This window comes from Candidatus Kerfeldbacteria bacterium, from assembly GCA_016214565.1.
Taxonomy (GTDB): domain Bacteria; phylum Patescibacteriota; class Patescibacteriia; order UBA10025; family JAHIVO01; genus JAXDBW01.
Genome location: JACROE010000002.1, coordinates 1,088,185 through 1,101,788, shown reverse-complemented (window position 1 = coordinate 1,101,788; position 13,604 = coordinate 1,088,185). Strand labels below are relative to the sequence as shown.

Genomic DNA, 13,604 nt, shown 5'->3' with positions numbered 1-13,604 from the left:
TTTATTCGGATTGCCGTACTAAGTATAGCATTTTCTTAGACATTTTTCATAGGGCGAGCAAATTGAATAACATTCAAAAATGGACTATACTAATATAGAATGGTCTAAGAGGATATGCCCGTATGTCGACGTATTCATCATTTACGAAACAATTAAGCCTGGTTGGCATACTGCAAGTACTTATTCGATTGCGGGCGATTTTTATTTTACCCCTAATTACAAAAATACTTGGTGTTGTTGAATATGGTATGTGGTCTCAATTTACAGTAAGTATGGAGTTTTTATTTCCTATTATATCGCTTGGATTGACCGGCGCATTGACACGTTTTTTAGCCGCTGAACGAGATAGACAAAAAATCAGGGAAGGTTTTTATTCCATTTTAGCAATTATGCTCGGATTAGCCGTTCTCGCCGTTTTGCTAATTGTCACCTTTGGTAGCTTTTTGGCTGATCGTTTTTTTGATGGGAGCCTATCACTTTTATATTTGTTATGCGCAACATTAATCTTATTTACCATTATTCAACTTGGGCTTGCGTATTTTCGTACTTTTAAACAAACAGTCAAATATTCAGTTCTTTTTCTATCGGAAAGTTATGGAGGACTAATATTGATTTACTTTATGGTTACCGGTGGTTATCACATTTATGATATTCTATTTGGATTATTTTTACTAAAACTTTTAAAGTTTTTTGTTATCGCGTATTTTATTGTAAGAGATATTGGCATTGGAATCCCACGGTTTGGGCATATTCGCGAATATATGCATTTTAGTACACCCTCAGTACCGTCAAATATTTCAGGTAAGGCAGTACAATTAAGTGATCGTTATGTTATTGCTTATTACCTCGGTCTTGGCGCGGTCGGTATTTATACACCAGCTTATACACTTGGAACCATGATATCTATGTTGGTAGAGCCTTTTGCGTTTATTTTAAGTCCTTTTTTGGCTGACGCATTTGATAATAAGCGAGAAGATCAAGTTCGTACATTTATACATTATTCATTTAAGTATTTTTTGGTTATTGGGATTCCATTAGTTGTTGGTCTTTCAGTGCTAGCAAAACCTTTGCTTTTGGTCCTATCAACACCAGAAATCGCTGAAAAGGCCTATATGATTACTCCCTATGTCGCCATCGCAATTTTGTTTTACGGTCTTACCTCAATCATAAGTGAAATATACTCATTATTTAAAAAAACACGTCAGATCGCCCAAGCATGGGTTATTGCCGGTGTTATAAATATTGGGTTAAATCTTCTGTTGGTGCCACGCTACGGGATTCGGGCAGCTGCGGTGACTACATTAGTTGCCTTCGCTATCGTATTTTTTATTTTGTACTTTCAGGGAAAGCGACTTCTTTCTTTCACTTTTGACTGGGTCATTATTGGAAAAAGCGTGGCACTTAGTGGGTTATTCGGCTTGATGTTGCTTATTTTCCAACCATACTCATTACTTAGCTTGGTGCTTGCGGTTGTATTAAGTACCATATTCTATGGTGCTGGTATTTATATGACGCAAGCAATCACAAAAACTGAAATCACTTTTTTTAAAAGCTTATTAGGCAAGAGTAAGAATTCTGTTATTGGTCCCTCAGATTGATTTATACAAGTCTACTAGTTGCTGGGCGATAGCGTGCGCATTATGGTGTCTTTTGACGTACTCTCGTCCGGCTATTCCAAGACTTTTTCTTAGATCCCAATTGGTGATAAGGCGTATTATGTCGTCGACTATTGTGTCCGGGTTTGAATTTACAATAGGAAGATTCGGATAGTAATGGACTAGCTTTTTATCAATACGCGCCAAAACTGGTTTGCCCAATGCCATGCACTCAATCGCAAGTATGCCATACGGTCCGTGCAGCAGGTCATCAACTATAATATCCGCCTTGGCATATAAAGCCATGGCTTCGCTATGAGGCCTATGTTCAATAAGCTGATAGTCGACGGGGTACCGTTGGCAGATTATTTTCATCGCTGCATTTATTTGTGAGGTACCCTTGATTCCTCGATGAGTTGGGGCATGAACAATGTTAATTCGGTTCTTTTTTGACAGCACCCCGACAAAAGGAACGTTGGATAAGTTAAATGCCTGACGAATGACCATGCTGTCAGGTGAGTACGCTAATAATGAGAAGTCGCCAACAATAGTTTTATTAACAATTTGTTTTACTTTATTAAGTTTTTTTCTTTGTAAATCGTCGTTACGATTAGGATAAATTTTTGTTAGTAACTCTGGGCCCCAGAGAGTGTAGTGGCGAGCAATGTCTGTTTGAATAACATCTGATCCCCAATAGTGCATTAACACTTTCTTTCTAAGCAAACGTTCAAGTTGAAGGTCAAGGTTCCAGGGGAGCAAACTCCCACCAAAATGAAAGTGAAATACATCGTAATGCGCAAGCGCAGCAAAGAGATTTGTCAAATAAATAATGGTTTTATGGATTGTAGATCGACCTGCAACAGCAAGGTTTTTGTCATAATGATAGTGTAAATAATTATCATTAAAAACCAAAACATCACTCGTATGCCCCAGCGCACGTTGAGCCTCGGCTATTATTGCTGGCTGTCCGGCTACATTAAATGGTGCATGTAAAATTTTCATTGATTCTGAAATAATGCATCTAATTCCTGACGTTCTGGGTAATTAATAAGCACGGCACGGTTACCATTTTGATATACAAATAAACTACCGGCAGCAACTGCCGTTGCGCCAGCGTCAATAGCTTGTTTGATGTGAGCGAGCGTGCCCGCTCCGCCACAGGCAATCAGTGGTATCGTTATTACTTTTGAAATGTCATTGATAAGCTCAAGGTCAAAACCATGCATCATGCCATCATTATTGATTGAATTCAAGAAAATTTCTCCAGCTCCTGAACGTTCCATCTCTTGCGCAAAATCAACCGGATTACGTTTCGTATCTATCGTAGCAGAATGGGTATATACGTGATATCTACCAAGAAAATTTTTTTTGACATCGATTGATACAATTATACTTTGGTTACCAAACTGTAAGGCGGCGTCTTTAATAAACTGCGGCGATTCGACCGCGTAACTGCAGATAATAATTTTTTCCACCCCTAAGCTAAAAATTCGCTTCATGTCATCAATGGTACGAACACCGCCACCATATGCAAATGGCATAAAGCATTCATCTGTCAATTGGCTGATAAATTCTAAGTCAGGCGATCTCCGTTCTACCGATGCAGTTATATCCAGAACAATAATTTCATCGGCAGCAAGATTATTGAAAATTTGGATGGTATTGACTGGATCTCCAATATATTGCAGTTCGCCAAATTGTTTTGTTTTTACAAGCGAAGAACCCTTTTTGAGTAGGCAGGGGATGGCGCGGGTTTGCAGCATATTAACTAATTATTTCTGGTAAGATATGAAATGTCTTTACAATGATTGAGTAATACTAAAAAAGTTAGAAAGAAGTTGCATCCCAAATTTGTGACTTTTTTCTGGGTGAAATTGTACCCCATATATATTATTTTTTTGTAATGAGGAACAAAATTCAAAACCGTACGGTGTCGTGGTCAATATATCTTCCTGGTTGGCACAGACCACGTGGTATGAGTGGACAAAGTAAAAACGGGATTCTGCTTCGAGCCCGGTAAATAGCCGGTTCTTTTTTTGCACTGTAGTCGTATTCCATCCCATGTGGGGGATGCGGAGTGATTTATTTTCAGTACTCGTAAAATTGAATTTAATTGTTTTGCCAGGTACTAAACCGAGCCCGGGGAGAGAGCCTTCTTCACTACTGTCAGTTAATAGTTGCATGCCAAGACAAATGCCCAAGACCGGAATATGATCGTCAAGGGCTCGCTTTTTGAGCAGCGGTATTATATTTCGAGCAGCAAGGCTAGCCATACCAGTATCAAAAGCGCCGACGCCTGGTAATATGAGGCCGGTAGCATTGAGAATATCTTCTGATTTTGCGGAAATTGTAACGTCGTGTCCAATTTTCTTGAACATGTTTCGGATTGATCCGACATTACCCATGTCATAATCAATGATGACAATACCCGGCATGCGATTATTTGGTGTATTTAATGTAGAAGCTTTTGGGGATTAAGTCGGCCTGGAGCATTAGCCAAAAAAATGGTCTCAGCCAACGAAATAGCTGATGGTATGTTTTGTAGTCTTTTGCTGTTTTCAGTGGTTTTGACATAATAGCGTCAAATTCACTGTCAGAAATCTTTAGTCGTTTTTTTACCTCGGTAATTAATTCTTCGCTCACCGGCGGAGGGGTTTGAATGTCTAGTAATGCCTGTTCGCGTGTCATTTGTCCTGAACGAATCAATGCTGAAAATTCGACGTAGCGTAGGTCGATTTTGAATTTTCGAGGCATTATGTAATTATCACAAAAAAGTGTGTATTTATTTTCCATATGGTGTCCATGGTACCATTCCCAGTCAAATTCTTTGGTCAGGAATTCTTTCACTTTTTCCTTATCATAGTCGAGGTAATACAGCGGACGGATCCGCTTAGGTCGATTAATAAGTAACCACTTCATCCATTTATGGAACCAAAGGTTAGGATAGGTTTTCATTGGCAACTTTCCAAATTTTTTATGAATATCGGAGACGTATTTGCCATCAAAGTAAAACCACCCAAGCGGCGTCATGCCCTCGGTACGAAAATTATGACCATCAAGGATATATTTAATATTGTACTTTGCTGCCGCCATATAGTGAACGGTCGTCAGTGCCACATCGGACAGCGAGTCAATTTCGGGGACTGAAGCGTCTAAAAATGAATGTGCTAGATCATTGAATTCATCATTATCAATTACATAGGTAAATAAGTCGACATCGAGTTTCTTTAGAACCTTTTTGATGTTATCAGTTGCGATTGATGAATTCCAAGTATTATCAAAATGAGCCGCTAAAGGTCGCAGACCATATTTCTTCGCAATATATACGAGGTAGGATGAATCGCATCCGCCGCTGACACCGATAATGCAATCATATTTTTTTCCTTTTCCCGCGCGTTTGATTTCCTCTACCATCTGAGAAAATTTTTCCTCACCGACCCTCCCATTTGGATAATCGTGCTCTAGGACCTCAATTTGACGACAGTAATTACAAATACCTTCGTGGTCAAAGGAAATATTCGGTATATGATCATCGTAGATACAACGAGTACAGGTTTGCATAAGGATTGTTATTTTCTTTTTCTAATTAATTTTGCGGGCACCCCTCCCCAGACTTCAAAATCAGGTACATCTTTGGTAACGACCGCGCCTGCACCAATTTGGGCGCCTCGCCCAATAGTAACGCCAGGCATAATTATGGCGTTTACGCCAATATCGCTCCACTCCTTGATCGTGACTGGTTTTGTAATCAGCTGGGTGGCCTGGATGATAGGTCGATCTAACTCTGCAATATCATGGGTTGAGGTAAGTATTTTTACTCCTGGTCCGATGCCGACGTCTTCACCGATGGAAATACCACCCGCGCTATGAAAAAAGCACTGCTGCCCAATCCAGGTGCCGGCACCGATACGCATAGTGTTGCGGTGGTACCCTTTGAGAATTGTGTTATGTCCAATGTACACTCCATTATCCAAAAAAATATTTTCAGGATGGAATACTAATACTCCTGGCTCAATGACAACATTGGACCCGTAATGAGCAAACTGGTCTTGACTAAATTCACCAGTCCCGTGACTGGTTCGGGTCGGGCGTTGGTTCATACGTATTCTTCAATAGTTTTATTCAGCGTTTTGATGACACTGCTGAGCTGTGCTTGGGTCATGCGTGCGTGAAGAGGTAGGGTCATGGCGTGTTCGAATGCCGCTTGTGAATTTGGTAATGCGCCAGGTCGGTAGCCGTATTTTTTTCTAAAGAATGGCTGCATGTGAAGTGAGTAAGTGCCGAGCGTAACTTCAATGCCACGGTTGCGCATTTTCTTCATGAGTGCATCGCGGGGTATGTCTGGATGTAATTTCACGACGTATGATTGGTATGTGTGCAGACGTCCCTTTTGCTCAGTCGGAGGAGTAATGTAAGGGTGATGAGCAAATGCTTTATTGTAAATGGCCGCTACATGCCGACGGTTTTTAATAATTGTTTTAATTTGCGCAAATTGGCTGAGACCAAGGGCTGCCTGAATTTCGGACATGCGGTAATTAAAGCCAGCTTCGACGTAGTCATAGTAACCTCGAGATTCATTGAAAACGCCTCCGTGGTTTCGTAACACTGAAATCGTTTTTGCTAAGGTGCTGTCATTAGTCGTCAGCATGCCACCCTCGCCTGTGGTGATTGATTTGCGGGGGTGAAAGCTAAAGCAACCCATGGTAGGGAAGCTCCCGCAATACCGGCCGGCGATGCGAGCGCCGATCGAGCACGCCGCATCTTCGATGACATGCAGTTTATGGCGTTTGGCAACGTTGATAATTGCTGGCATATTTGCTGGATAGCCGAACGTATCCACTGGCATAATTGCTTTTGTGCGGCGTGTTATTTTACTTTTGAGGTCATGTATGTCGATGGTGAAGTCATCGGTTCGGACATCAACGAGAACCGGTTTTGCCCCTAATTGAACCACAACGTTTGCTGTTGCGGGAAAGGTAAAATCAGCCACCAAGACCTCATCACCTGGGCCGATGCCAAGCGCCGCTAAGGAAAGATGTAGCGCGGTTGTAGCCGAGGTAGTGGCAAACGCGTAGCGTACACCAATCATGCGCGCAACTTTTTTTTCAAATAGTTTCACGTACGGACCCTGCGTTAGCATGCCGGACTTAAATATTTTTTCGTAATCTCGCGCTACGGCTTTCAGTGAAACTTCGGGGATAATGAGTTTAATCATACATTATACGCTATGCTTATACCATTCGATCGTTTTAGCAATTCCGGTGGTAAATGAAATCGACTGTTTAAAATGAAGAATTTTTTTTGCCATTGACACATTGGCGAGATGTCGGCGGACATCAGCAGTACGACTGGGTTTTTTAATAACTGGACCGTGGTAATTCATTAACTTTGAGATTGATGCAATAATTTTTTTGATTGATAATTCTTTACCACTTGCAATATTGAGAATAGTGCCACGGGTACGTGGATTTTTGTAGATTGCGATCGCCGCACGTGCCGTATCCGTCACATAAATAAAATCTCTAGTTTGCTTTCCGTCACCCTGGAGAATGGGTGGCTGACCTTTCATAATTCGTTTAATGGTAATGGGGATGACGCCGGCATACATTCCTTCATTTTGCCGCGGGCCATAATTATTAAAAGGGCGAATAATGGCAATATCAAGCTTAAAGAAATGGCGCCAAGCCATGACTTGGAGGTCAGCCGAGGCCTTGCCTGCGGCATAGGGTGTGTGGGGGACCAATGGATGCAGTTCTGACATTGATGAAGTCAGTGAGGAACCGTATGCTTCAGACGAAGAAAAGTGAATCAGTGTCTGGTATTGTTTATCGAGCAAAAGACGCAATAAGGTGGTTGAAAGTTTTACGTTTATCAGATATGCATCCTCGGGATCGGTGAAAGAATAGGGGAGAGCCTTGGTAGCGAGATTGTAAATGACATGAATCCGATGCTTGGCAACCAGCCGCTTCATAAATGAGTAATCTGAAGCGTCATGACGGTAAAAGATAAGCCGAGGAAAATTCTTTTGAGCATCCTTCAAATTAGCCAGCTTGCCAAGAAAAAGATTGTCTACGACGATGATGTTTCGTGGCTGCTCGGTTATTAACTGATCAATTAAGTGACTACCGATAAATCCAGCGCCACCGGTTATCAAAATATTTTTTCCTCGAAAGTTAAGCATATTTGATGGTATGTAATGCACGAAGAGCAATGCGGAGAGCTTCGAGCCCATCTTGTCCCGAGACTACGGGTCGTGTGTGGCGGGTTATATTTGCTAAAAATGATTGCAATTCTCTGCGCAATGGCTCATGGGATTGGATTGGTACATTGAGACGGTGTGATTTGCCGAACTGAATAACAAAATCTCCGTAATTATTAAACTGTTCTTTGTAACGTGATTTATAGAATCCTAATTCTTGGGTAATGTAGTTTAGATGAGCGTATCCCTTGGTGCCCGTAACATGCAATTCTCGGATGATCACCGGAGTGATCCAGTTTACTTGGATATATCCGGATTGGTTTCCATAACGAAGAAATATTTCCGCAAAGTCATCAATTTTCTTATTAATGGCTTTGCCCCCATTTACCGTGACATGGGTCGGCAGTTTATGAAGCAGGTGGCCAATGATGTCAATATCATGCACTGCTAGATCAATCAACACACCCGAATCTTTGATGCGCGGCGCGAATGGACCGACCCGCTTAGAAATTATGGAAATGATTGAGCCGAGCTTACCTTGGTTTATCAGCTCGTGCATTTTTTGTACACCAGGATTGAATCGTTCAATATGACCAACGGTAAACGTTACTTTCATTTTGGCAGCTAAAGCTATCATCCGTCTCGCATCAGAAACGGAAGCAGCAATTGGCTTTTCGACGAGAACATGCTTTCTGTCTTTAATGCAGTGCATTGCTATTGCAAAGTGATGTTTGGTGGGAACGGCAATGGAAATCGCGTCAATTTTTTCATTTTTCAGCATACGCCGAAAGTCAGTATAAAAAGCACAGCTATACTGTTTGGCTAATTCTGCTTTTGTTGGATCAATGTCGCAGATCGCCACCAGATTACATTCTTTCATTTCATAATAATTTCGTGCGTGGTGGCGACCCATGTTTCCCACGCCGATGACGGCGACCTTGAGTTTGCCTTTGCTCATACGTGTACTGCTTGGTTGATAGCGCGAGCTACCGTGATAATTTCAGATTTAGTTATTTCTGGGTACATCGGAAGCGATAATACTTCGCGGCTGGCTTTTTCCGAATGAGGAAAATCACCTTGGCGGTATCCAAGTTTTAATTTTTTGATGGCCGGCTGGAGATGCAGTGGGATGGGATAGTGAATAGCAGTGGGTATCCCTAATTTCTCCAATCGTTTACGAACCGCCGTCCGATTCGGGATGCGAATCGTGTACTGCTGAAAGACCGAAGTGAACCCTTTTGGTACATACGGGGTGATGACTGGTGATTTTAATAGGGTATTATATAAACGAGCAACCGCAGCTCTTTTTTTGTTCCAGCCATTTAAGTAGGGGAGTTTAGCATTCAGAATTGCCGCTTGAAGATTGTCTAATCGCGAAGAATCGCCGATAAATTCATGGTGGTAGCGGATGCGAGATCCGTGATTGAGCATCATCCGGACTCGATCAGCAACTTTTTTGTCGCGCGTTAAAAGCATCCCACCATCACCGTAGCATCCTAAATTTTTTGCTGGAAAGAAAGACAAACAACCCACTTCACCAAAGGTGCATACCGGCTGATTTGCTATCTTCGCGCCGATTGCCTGCGCGGCGTCTTCGATAACGGGTAGCTTATGTTTGTGGGCTATTTTCATAATCGCCTGCATCGCAGCTGGCTGGCCGTAAAGGTGAACTGGAATTATGGCCTTAGTGCGCTTAGTAATATGTTTTTCAATCTCTTTGGGGTCAATATTAAAGGTGGCAGGGTCAATATCGGCAAAAACTGGTCGAGCTCCCTCAAGCGCAATCATTTCCGCAGTAGCGATAAAGGTGAAGGGAGTGGTAATTACTTCATCGCCTCGTTTGATACCGAGAGCTCGGAGAGCAAATAAGAGTGCGTCAGTTCCAGAATTAAGTCCTACTGCATAAGGTACCTTGCAGAATTTAGCGATAGCGTGTTCTAGTTCATCAACATCTTTCCCTAGAATAAAATCAGTCGAATTGATGATTCGTTTAATTGCAGCATCAATCGGTTTTTTAATTGACGTATACTGGCGGTGAAGGTCGACGAGTTTCATAACATTTTTTATTGTTTAGTTACGTGGTCATCTTTTTTTAGGTAATTACTGCTACATCTTGCACAGATAGCTTTTTCATCCGCAAAAACAAGTTTACTACCGCACTCACATATCCAGCCATGAACGCGAGCAGGGTTGCCATAAGCAATAGCATAGTCAGGGATGTCTTTTGTGACTACTGAACCCGATCCAATAAAAGCAGATTTGCCAATGGTGTTGCCACACACAATGGTTGCATTCGCACCAATACTTGAGCCTTCTTTTAAAATCGTTTTTTTATAATTAGTTCGACCAAGCGGAAATTTTGCGCGCGGGGTTGGGTCATTCGTAAAAACCATTGAAGGCCCACAAAAGACATAGTCTTCAACAGTAACTCCGTCATATATTGAAACATTGTTCTGGATCTTCACGTGATTACCTACCACTGCTCCGCCGGCGACATTTACGTTCTGCCCCAGTGAACAGTGAGCCCCGATTATGGCGCCAGACATAATGTGGCAAAAATGCCAAATCTTAGTTTCGGTTCCGATTTTGGCACCTTCGTCGATATAGCTCGATTCGTGGGCAAAGTAGTCAGTGGGCATAGTTTTATCTGTAATTTTACGTATCAAAAATTACTTAACAAGTTGCCGAATGCTGCAATATTATAACAAATTTCTCCAATATTTCAAAATCTAAACTTTGAGCCGTTAGCGACGTAGCTGGGTAAGTTAGAAAATGCTATTTAGCGAAGTGGCTGGCAAGAGGGTGAATCAGCTCTGCAGAGGCTTTTGGAGTGGCATGGCGGATATCATGAGCCAACTGGATCGAATCGCGCGCATCAGCGGTTCCAAAACCGCCACCTTCTAAAATATCTTTGTAAACAAGCGTGTGAAGGTCAGTAAAGCCATCAGAAAATTCTATTTCATTACCATCCAGCGTCATGGAACGAAACGTCTTTTTGTCCCCGGCTTCTTTTGGCAAGTCTTCACTCTCAATTGAGAGATACCATTGGACATCTGCATTTTTAAGTTCGAGAAATCCACTAACCCTTTTTTCATCATTGACGTGAACATCATTCCGGATGGCGGGACCAAAGAGCCATAGGAGTAAGTCGAAAAAGTGTATGCCAATGTTTGTGGCTAGTCCGCCTGATTTTTCCAACGATCCTTTCCATGATGAAAGGTACCAGGAGCCGCGGGAGGTAATATAAGTCAAACTAACCTGGTGGCGCCGCTTTGTATCGTCGGCTAATTTTTTCTTTAGCTCGACAAGTTTTGGGTGTAACCGTAGTTGGAGAACCGTATATATTTTTTTCCCGTATTCTTTTTCAAGTTCCTGGAGGGCATCGATATTCCATGGATTGAGCACTAGGGGTTTTTCACAAATTGCATCAGCACCGATGCGAAGCGCAAATCGCATGTGAGCGTCGTGTAAATAGTTTGGCGTGCAAATACTGACATAGTGCACCTCTTTTTCCTTATTGTGACGGCGAAGTTTATCAACGTGGCGATCAAATCGCTCGAATTCAGTAAAAAAACGCGCTTCAGGAAAGTAACTATCGAGAATTCCAACCGAGTCGTGCGGGTCAAGAGCGGCTACGACAGTATTACCGGTTTCCTTAATTGCTTTGAGATGGCGCGGCGCAATATATCCAGCAACGCCGGTAATGGCAAAATTTTTCATACAGGATTACTTTTTGACTTAATAAAATAGTAAATAATGAGACTGATAAGACTTGTTACACTGATGACAATGCCAATGGTGAGCAGGCTGAATGGGGCGCCGAGCTGATTGGCGGCATAGGTGAGACCAGAGGTCGTAATAATTGATATGATGATACTTATAATGATCCGTTCAAATGACCATCGCCGCTGCTGAGGCCATAGCGCTAAACTAATGCAAAAACCAGGCAGTCCAAGGGCAACAGTGACACCGACCGCGATGCGCATATAATCCAGGAATTGCATAGCAAAATTATCCAAAAATCACTGAATTTGCTTAATATTGATTACTATCGTATCAGATAGCATTTACTTTGAAAAGGGCATATTTAATGGTATAGTGACCGATGTACTATGACTACATTTGCCAAAGCCCGCATTCCTTTTGCTTCGTTATCGATTGCTGTTTTATTGTTATTTTTTTTATGCATCTACGGCAGCTACTACCAGGGGGATAGCGTATTTACCTCTCCTGATGAAACAGCGAATTACTTTTTTGCGACAAAGGTGGCTGAGAGCGGTATGCCGCTTGCTCATGATTCGATTAATGTCGGTAGCCCGGGGATCGTCCATCCTCGCAGTATAAAAATAAATGCCGACGGAGATTTAGTGCCAAATAGTTTTATTGGATTGCCACTGTATTATGGAATGGCAGCGTCAGCACTTGGTAATTGGGCATTGCTTTGGTTGACCCCGATGGCTGCAATTATTGGTGCGTTGTCTTTTTACTTTATTTGTAAACGATTATTTGGCTTTGTAACTGCTATTACTTCACTGTTGCTTTTATTGATCCTTCCACCGTTTTGGCTCTACGCAAGTCGAGGGATGTTTCATAATGTTCTTTTTGTTTCTCTTTTGTTAATCTGTCTTTCTGCCTTGATGCGGGCATTTGATAAATCAGAACGTGGAAGAAACACTTTTTTCATTATCGCCGGACTTGCTTTGGGTATGGCATTTTCAGTACGCATTTCAGAGGTTATTTGGGTTCTGATACTTTTAGGATCGATAGCAATGGTGCATCGCCGTCAATTGACTATTTCTCGAATTGTATCATTTATCATTCCAGCCGTTTTGGTATTTACACCAGTTTTGTTTGTTAACAATGAATTGTACGGCTCAGCATTTACTTTTTCCTACTCCATGCCATCACTGAGTGATACTCTCGATACCGTTTCTCGTACGCAGGATCCCGGTGCGAGTTGGTTGCAATATTTCTTTCCTTTTGGCATTAATTTATCTCAATCCCTACAAATGGCCTACACGTATCTTATTGCGTATATGCCGTGGTACAGCCTTTTTGTCATAGCGGGTATGAGTTTAATATTTTTTAACTCGATTCGTAGCTGGGTTCGGCGTACGCTATATTCTCTTGAAACCATAAATACGGTTACGATCCCGGAGATAGTTTATACGTGTTTGTTCGTCATTATTTCTGTTTGGATGATATTGTATTATGGAGCTTTCACGTTTAAAGAATATATTGACCCAACCAAAGTATTGCTCGGGTCTTCATATCTCCGTTATTGGTTGCCAATTCTTATCATGGGTATTCCGATCGCTGTTCGCGGTATGCTATGGGTCGTTAGCTTATGGGCCACGCGATACCAGGCGGCGGTAACTATTTTTTTAGTTTTTGTGATTGTCGGATTGTCAGTAAGCTTAACGGTAGCCGATCCGCTTCAAGGACTTATGCAGTTACAACGGCATATAGAAACGTATGAGCAGGTACGTTCTGAAGTTTTGGCAAATACACCGTCTGAGGCCGTTATTATCGCCGGTGGGGCCGATCGGTTCTTTTTTCCTGATCGACGCGTGATTGCAACATTGCCCGCCTCAAGCTCAGTTGCGGCTGAAGCGCTTGCCCAGGTAGCCAGTCAAACCTCATTGTACGTGTACGAAAATAGCTTAAATGTAGACATGGTCAGAGTACGTGAACTATTATCTCGAAGTCATCTCACGACTGAACAACGCGCTATACTGCCCGATCAGATGAATCTGACACGGGTAGTGCCGATTGGAAATTGATGATACGATGATAAATTAGTATAGTAC

Annotated in this window: 14 protein-coding genes; 2 read left to right on the top strand and 12 right to left on the bottom strand. The window is 42.1% G+C overall.

The annotated features are described in order from the left end of the window. Positions 1-122 precede the first annotated feature (122 nt). Positions 123-1,598 (top strand): oligosaccharide flippase family protein, encoded by a 1,476-nt coding sequence (locus HZC01_05465; GenBank protein ID MBI5038121.1) that lies wholly within the window; start codon positions 123-125, stop codon positions 1,596-1,598. On the opposite strand, the gene HZC01_05460 is transcribed toward HZC01_05465, so the two are convergent. From HZC01_05460 to HZC01_05405, 12 genes are all read right to left on the bottom strand, one after another. After that, positions 1,590-2,597, bottom strand: a complete 1,008-nt coding sequence (locus tag HZC01_05460) for a glycosyltransferase (protein MBI5038120.1) — start codon at positions 2,595-2,597, stop codon at positions 1,590-1,592. The two genes, HZC01_05465 and HZC01_05460, sit on opposite strands and share 9 nt — an antisense overlap. After that, positions 2,594-3,358, bottom strand: coding sequence for an imidazole glycerol phosphate synthase subunit HisF (gene hisF / locus HZC01_05455; GenBank protein MBI5038119.1), 765 nt, complete (start codon positions 3,356-3,358; stop codon positions 2,594-2,596). Before hisF ends, HZC01_05460 begins: the two co-directional genes overlap by 4 nt. 36 nt (positions 3,359-3,394) lie before the next feature. Further along, complete coding sequence (hisH, locus tag HZC01_05450) at positions 3,395-4,030, bottom strand: imidazole glycerol phosphate synthase subunit HisH (GenBank protein ID MBI5038118.1); 636 nt, start codon at positions 4,028-4,030, stop codon at positions 3,395-3,397. Positions 4,031-4,034: 4 nt separating this feature from the next. Continuing rightward, on the bottom strand, positions 4,035-5,156 hold the full coding sequence (locus HZC01_05445; GenBank protein MBI5038117.1) for an N-acetyl sugar amidotransferase: 1,122 nt from the start codon (positions 5,154-5,156) through the stop codon (positions 4,035-4,037). A gap of 8 nt (positions 5,157-5,164) precedes the next feature. After that, a complete protein-coding gene (locus tag HZC01_05440) occupies positions 5,165-5,695 on the bottom strand; it encodes an acyltransferase (protein ID MBI5038116.1) in 531 nt (176 codons plus the stop codon). Beyond that, positions 5,692-6,810, bottom strand: coding sequence for a DegT/DnrJ/EryC1/StrS family aminotransferase (locus HZC01_05435; GenBank protein MBI5038115.1), 1,119 nt, complete (start codon positions 6,808-6,810; stop codon positions 5,692-5,694). Before HZC01_05435 ends, HZC01_05440 begins: the two co-directional genes overlap by 4 nt. 3 nt (positions 6,811-6,813) lie before the next feature. Beyond that, positions 6,814-7,776, bottom strand: a complete 963-nt coding sequence (locus HZC01_05430) for a GDP-mannose 4,6-dehydratase (GenBank protein MBI5038114.1) — start codon at positions 7,774-7,776, stop codon at positions 6,814-6,816. Continuing rightward, positions 7,769-8,752, bottom strand: a complete 984-nt coding sequence (locus HZC01_05425; GenBank protein MBI5038113.1) for a Gfo/Idh/MocA family oxidoreductase — start codon at positions 8,750-8,752, stop codon at positions 7,769-7,771. The genes HZC01_05430 and HZC01_05425 overlap by 8 nt, the downstream gene beginning before the upstream one ends. Continuing rightward, on the bottom strand, positions 8,749-9,849 hold the full coding sequence (locus HZC01_05420; protein MBI5038112.1) for a DegT/DnrJ/EryC1/StrS family aminotransferase: 1,101 nt from the start codon (positions 9,847-9,849) through the stop codon (positions 8,749-8,751). The genes HZC01_05425 and HZC01_05420 overlap by 4 nt, the downstream gene beginning before the upstream one ends. A gap of 8 nt (positions 9,850-9,857) precedes the next feature. Further along, positions 9,858-10,433, bottom strand: coding sequence for an N-acetyltransferase (locus tag HZC01_05415; GenBank protein ID MBI5038111.1), 576 nt, complete (start codon positions 10,431-10,433; stop codon positions 9,858-9,860). Between the two features lie 136 nt (positions 10,434-10,569). Next, the gene (locus HZC01_05410; protein MBI5038110.1) at positions 10,570-11,514 is read right to left on the bottom strand and encodes a Gfo/Idh/MocA family oxidoreductase; all 945 of its coding nucleotides are present in this window, start codon (positions 11,512-11,514) and stop codon (positions 10,570-10,572) included. After that, positions 11,511-11,798: a hypothetical protein gene (locus HZC01_05405; protein ID MBI5038109.1), complete on the bottom strand. Its 288-nt coding sequence runs from the start codon at positions 11,796-11,798 to the stop codon at positions 11,511-11,513. The genes HZC01_05410 and HZC01_05405 overlap by 4 nt, the downstream gene beginning before the upstream one ends. A gap of 108 nt (positions 11,799-11,906) precedes the next feature. Here HZC01_05405 and HZC01_05400 point away from each other — a divergent pair, with 108 nt between their 5' ends. Next, positions 11,907-13,577: a glycosyltransferase family 39 protein gene (locus HZC01_05400; protein ID MBI5038108.1), complete on the top strand. Its 1,671-nt coding sequence runs from the start codon at positions 11,907-11,909 to the stop codon at positions 13,575-13,577. The last annotated feature ends 27 nt before the right edge of the window (positions 13,578-13,604 follow it).

Excerpts from the sequence above, each read along its gene's own strand:
- HZC01_05435 (MBI5038115.1), bottom strand. The coding sequence starts at position 6,810 with ATGATTAAACTCATTATCCCCGAAGTTTCACTGAAAGCCGTAGCGCGA.
- HZC01_05430 (MBI5038114.1), bottom strand. The coding sequence starts at position 7,776 with ATGCTTAACTTTCGAGGAAAAAATATTTTGATAACCGGTGGCGCTGGA.
- HZC01_05415 (MBI5038111.1), bottom strand. The coding sequence starts at position 10,433 with ATGCCCACTGACTACTTTGCCCACGAATCGAGCTATATCGACGAAGGT.
- HZC01_05425 (MBI5038113.1), bottom strand. The coding sequence starts at position 8,752 with ATGAGCAAAGGCAAACTCAAGGTCGCCGTCATCGGCGTGGGAAACATG.
- hisH (MBI5038118.1), bottom strand. The coding sequence starts at position 4,030 with ATGCCGGGTATTGTCATCATTGATTATGACATGGGTAATGTCGGATCA.
- HZC01_05400 (MBI5038108.1), top strand. The coding sequence starts at position 11,907 with ATGACTACATTTGCCAAAGCCCGCATTCCTTTTGCTTCGTTATCGATT.
- HZC01_05420 (MBI5038112.1), bottom strand. The coding sequence starts at position 9,849 with ATGAAACTCGTCGACCTTCACCGCCAGTATACGTCAATTAAAAAACCG.
- hisF (MBI5038119.1), bottom strand. The coding sequence starts at position 3,358 with ATGCTGCAAACCCGCGCCATCCCCTGCCTACTCAAAAAGGGTTCTTCG.
- HZC01_05445 (MBI5038117.1), bottom strand. The coding sequence starts at position 5,156 with ATGCAAACCTGTACTCGTTGTATCTACGATGATCATATACCGAATATT.
- HZC01_05440 (MBI5038116.1), bottom strand. The coding sequence starts at position 5,695 with ATGAACCAACGCCCGACCCGAACCAGTCACGGGACTGGTGAATTTAGT.
- HZC01_05410 (MBI5038110.1), bottom strand. The coding sequence starts at position 11,514 with ATGAAAAATTTTGCCATTACCGGCGTTGCTGGATATATTGCGCCGCGC.
- HZC01_05460 (MBI5038120.1), bottom strand. The coding sequence starts at position 2,597 with ATGAAAATTTTACATGCACCATTTAATGTAGCCGGACAGCCAGCAATA.
- HZC01_05465 (MBI5038121.1), top strand. The coding sequence starts at position 123 with ATGTCGACGTATTCATCATTTACGAAACAATTAAGCCTGGTTGGCATA.
- HZC01_05405 (MBI5038109.1), bottom strand. The coding sequence starts at position 11,798 with ATGCAATTCCTGGATTATATGCGCATCGCGGTCGGTGTCACTGTTGCC.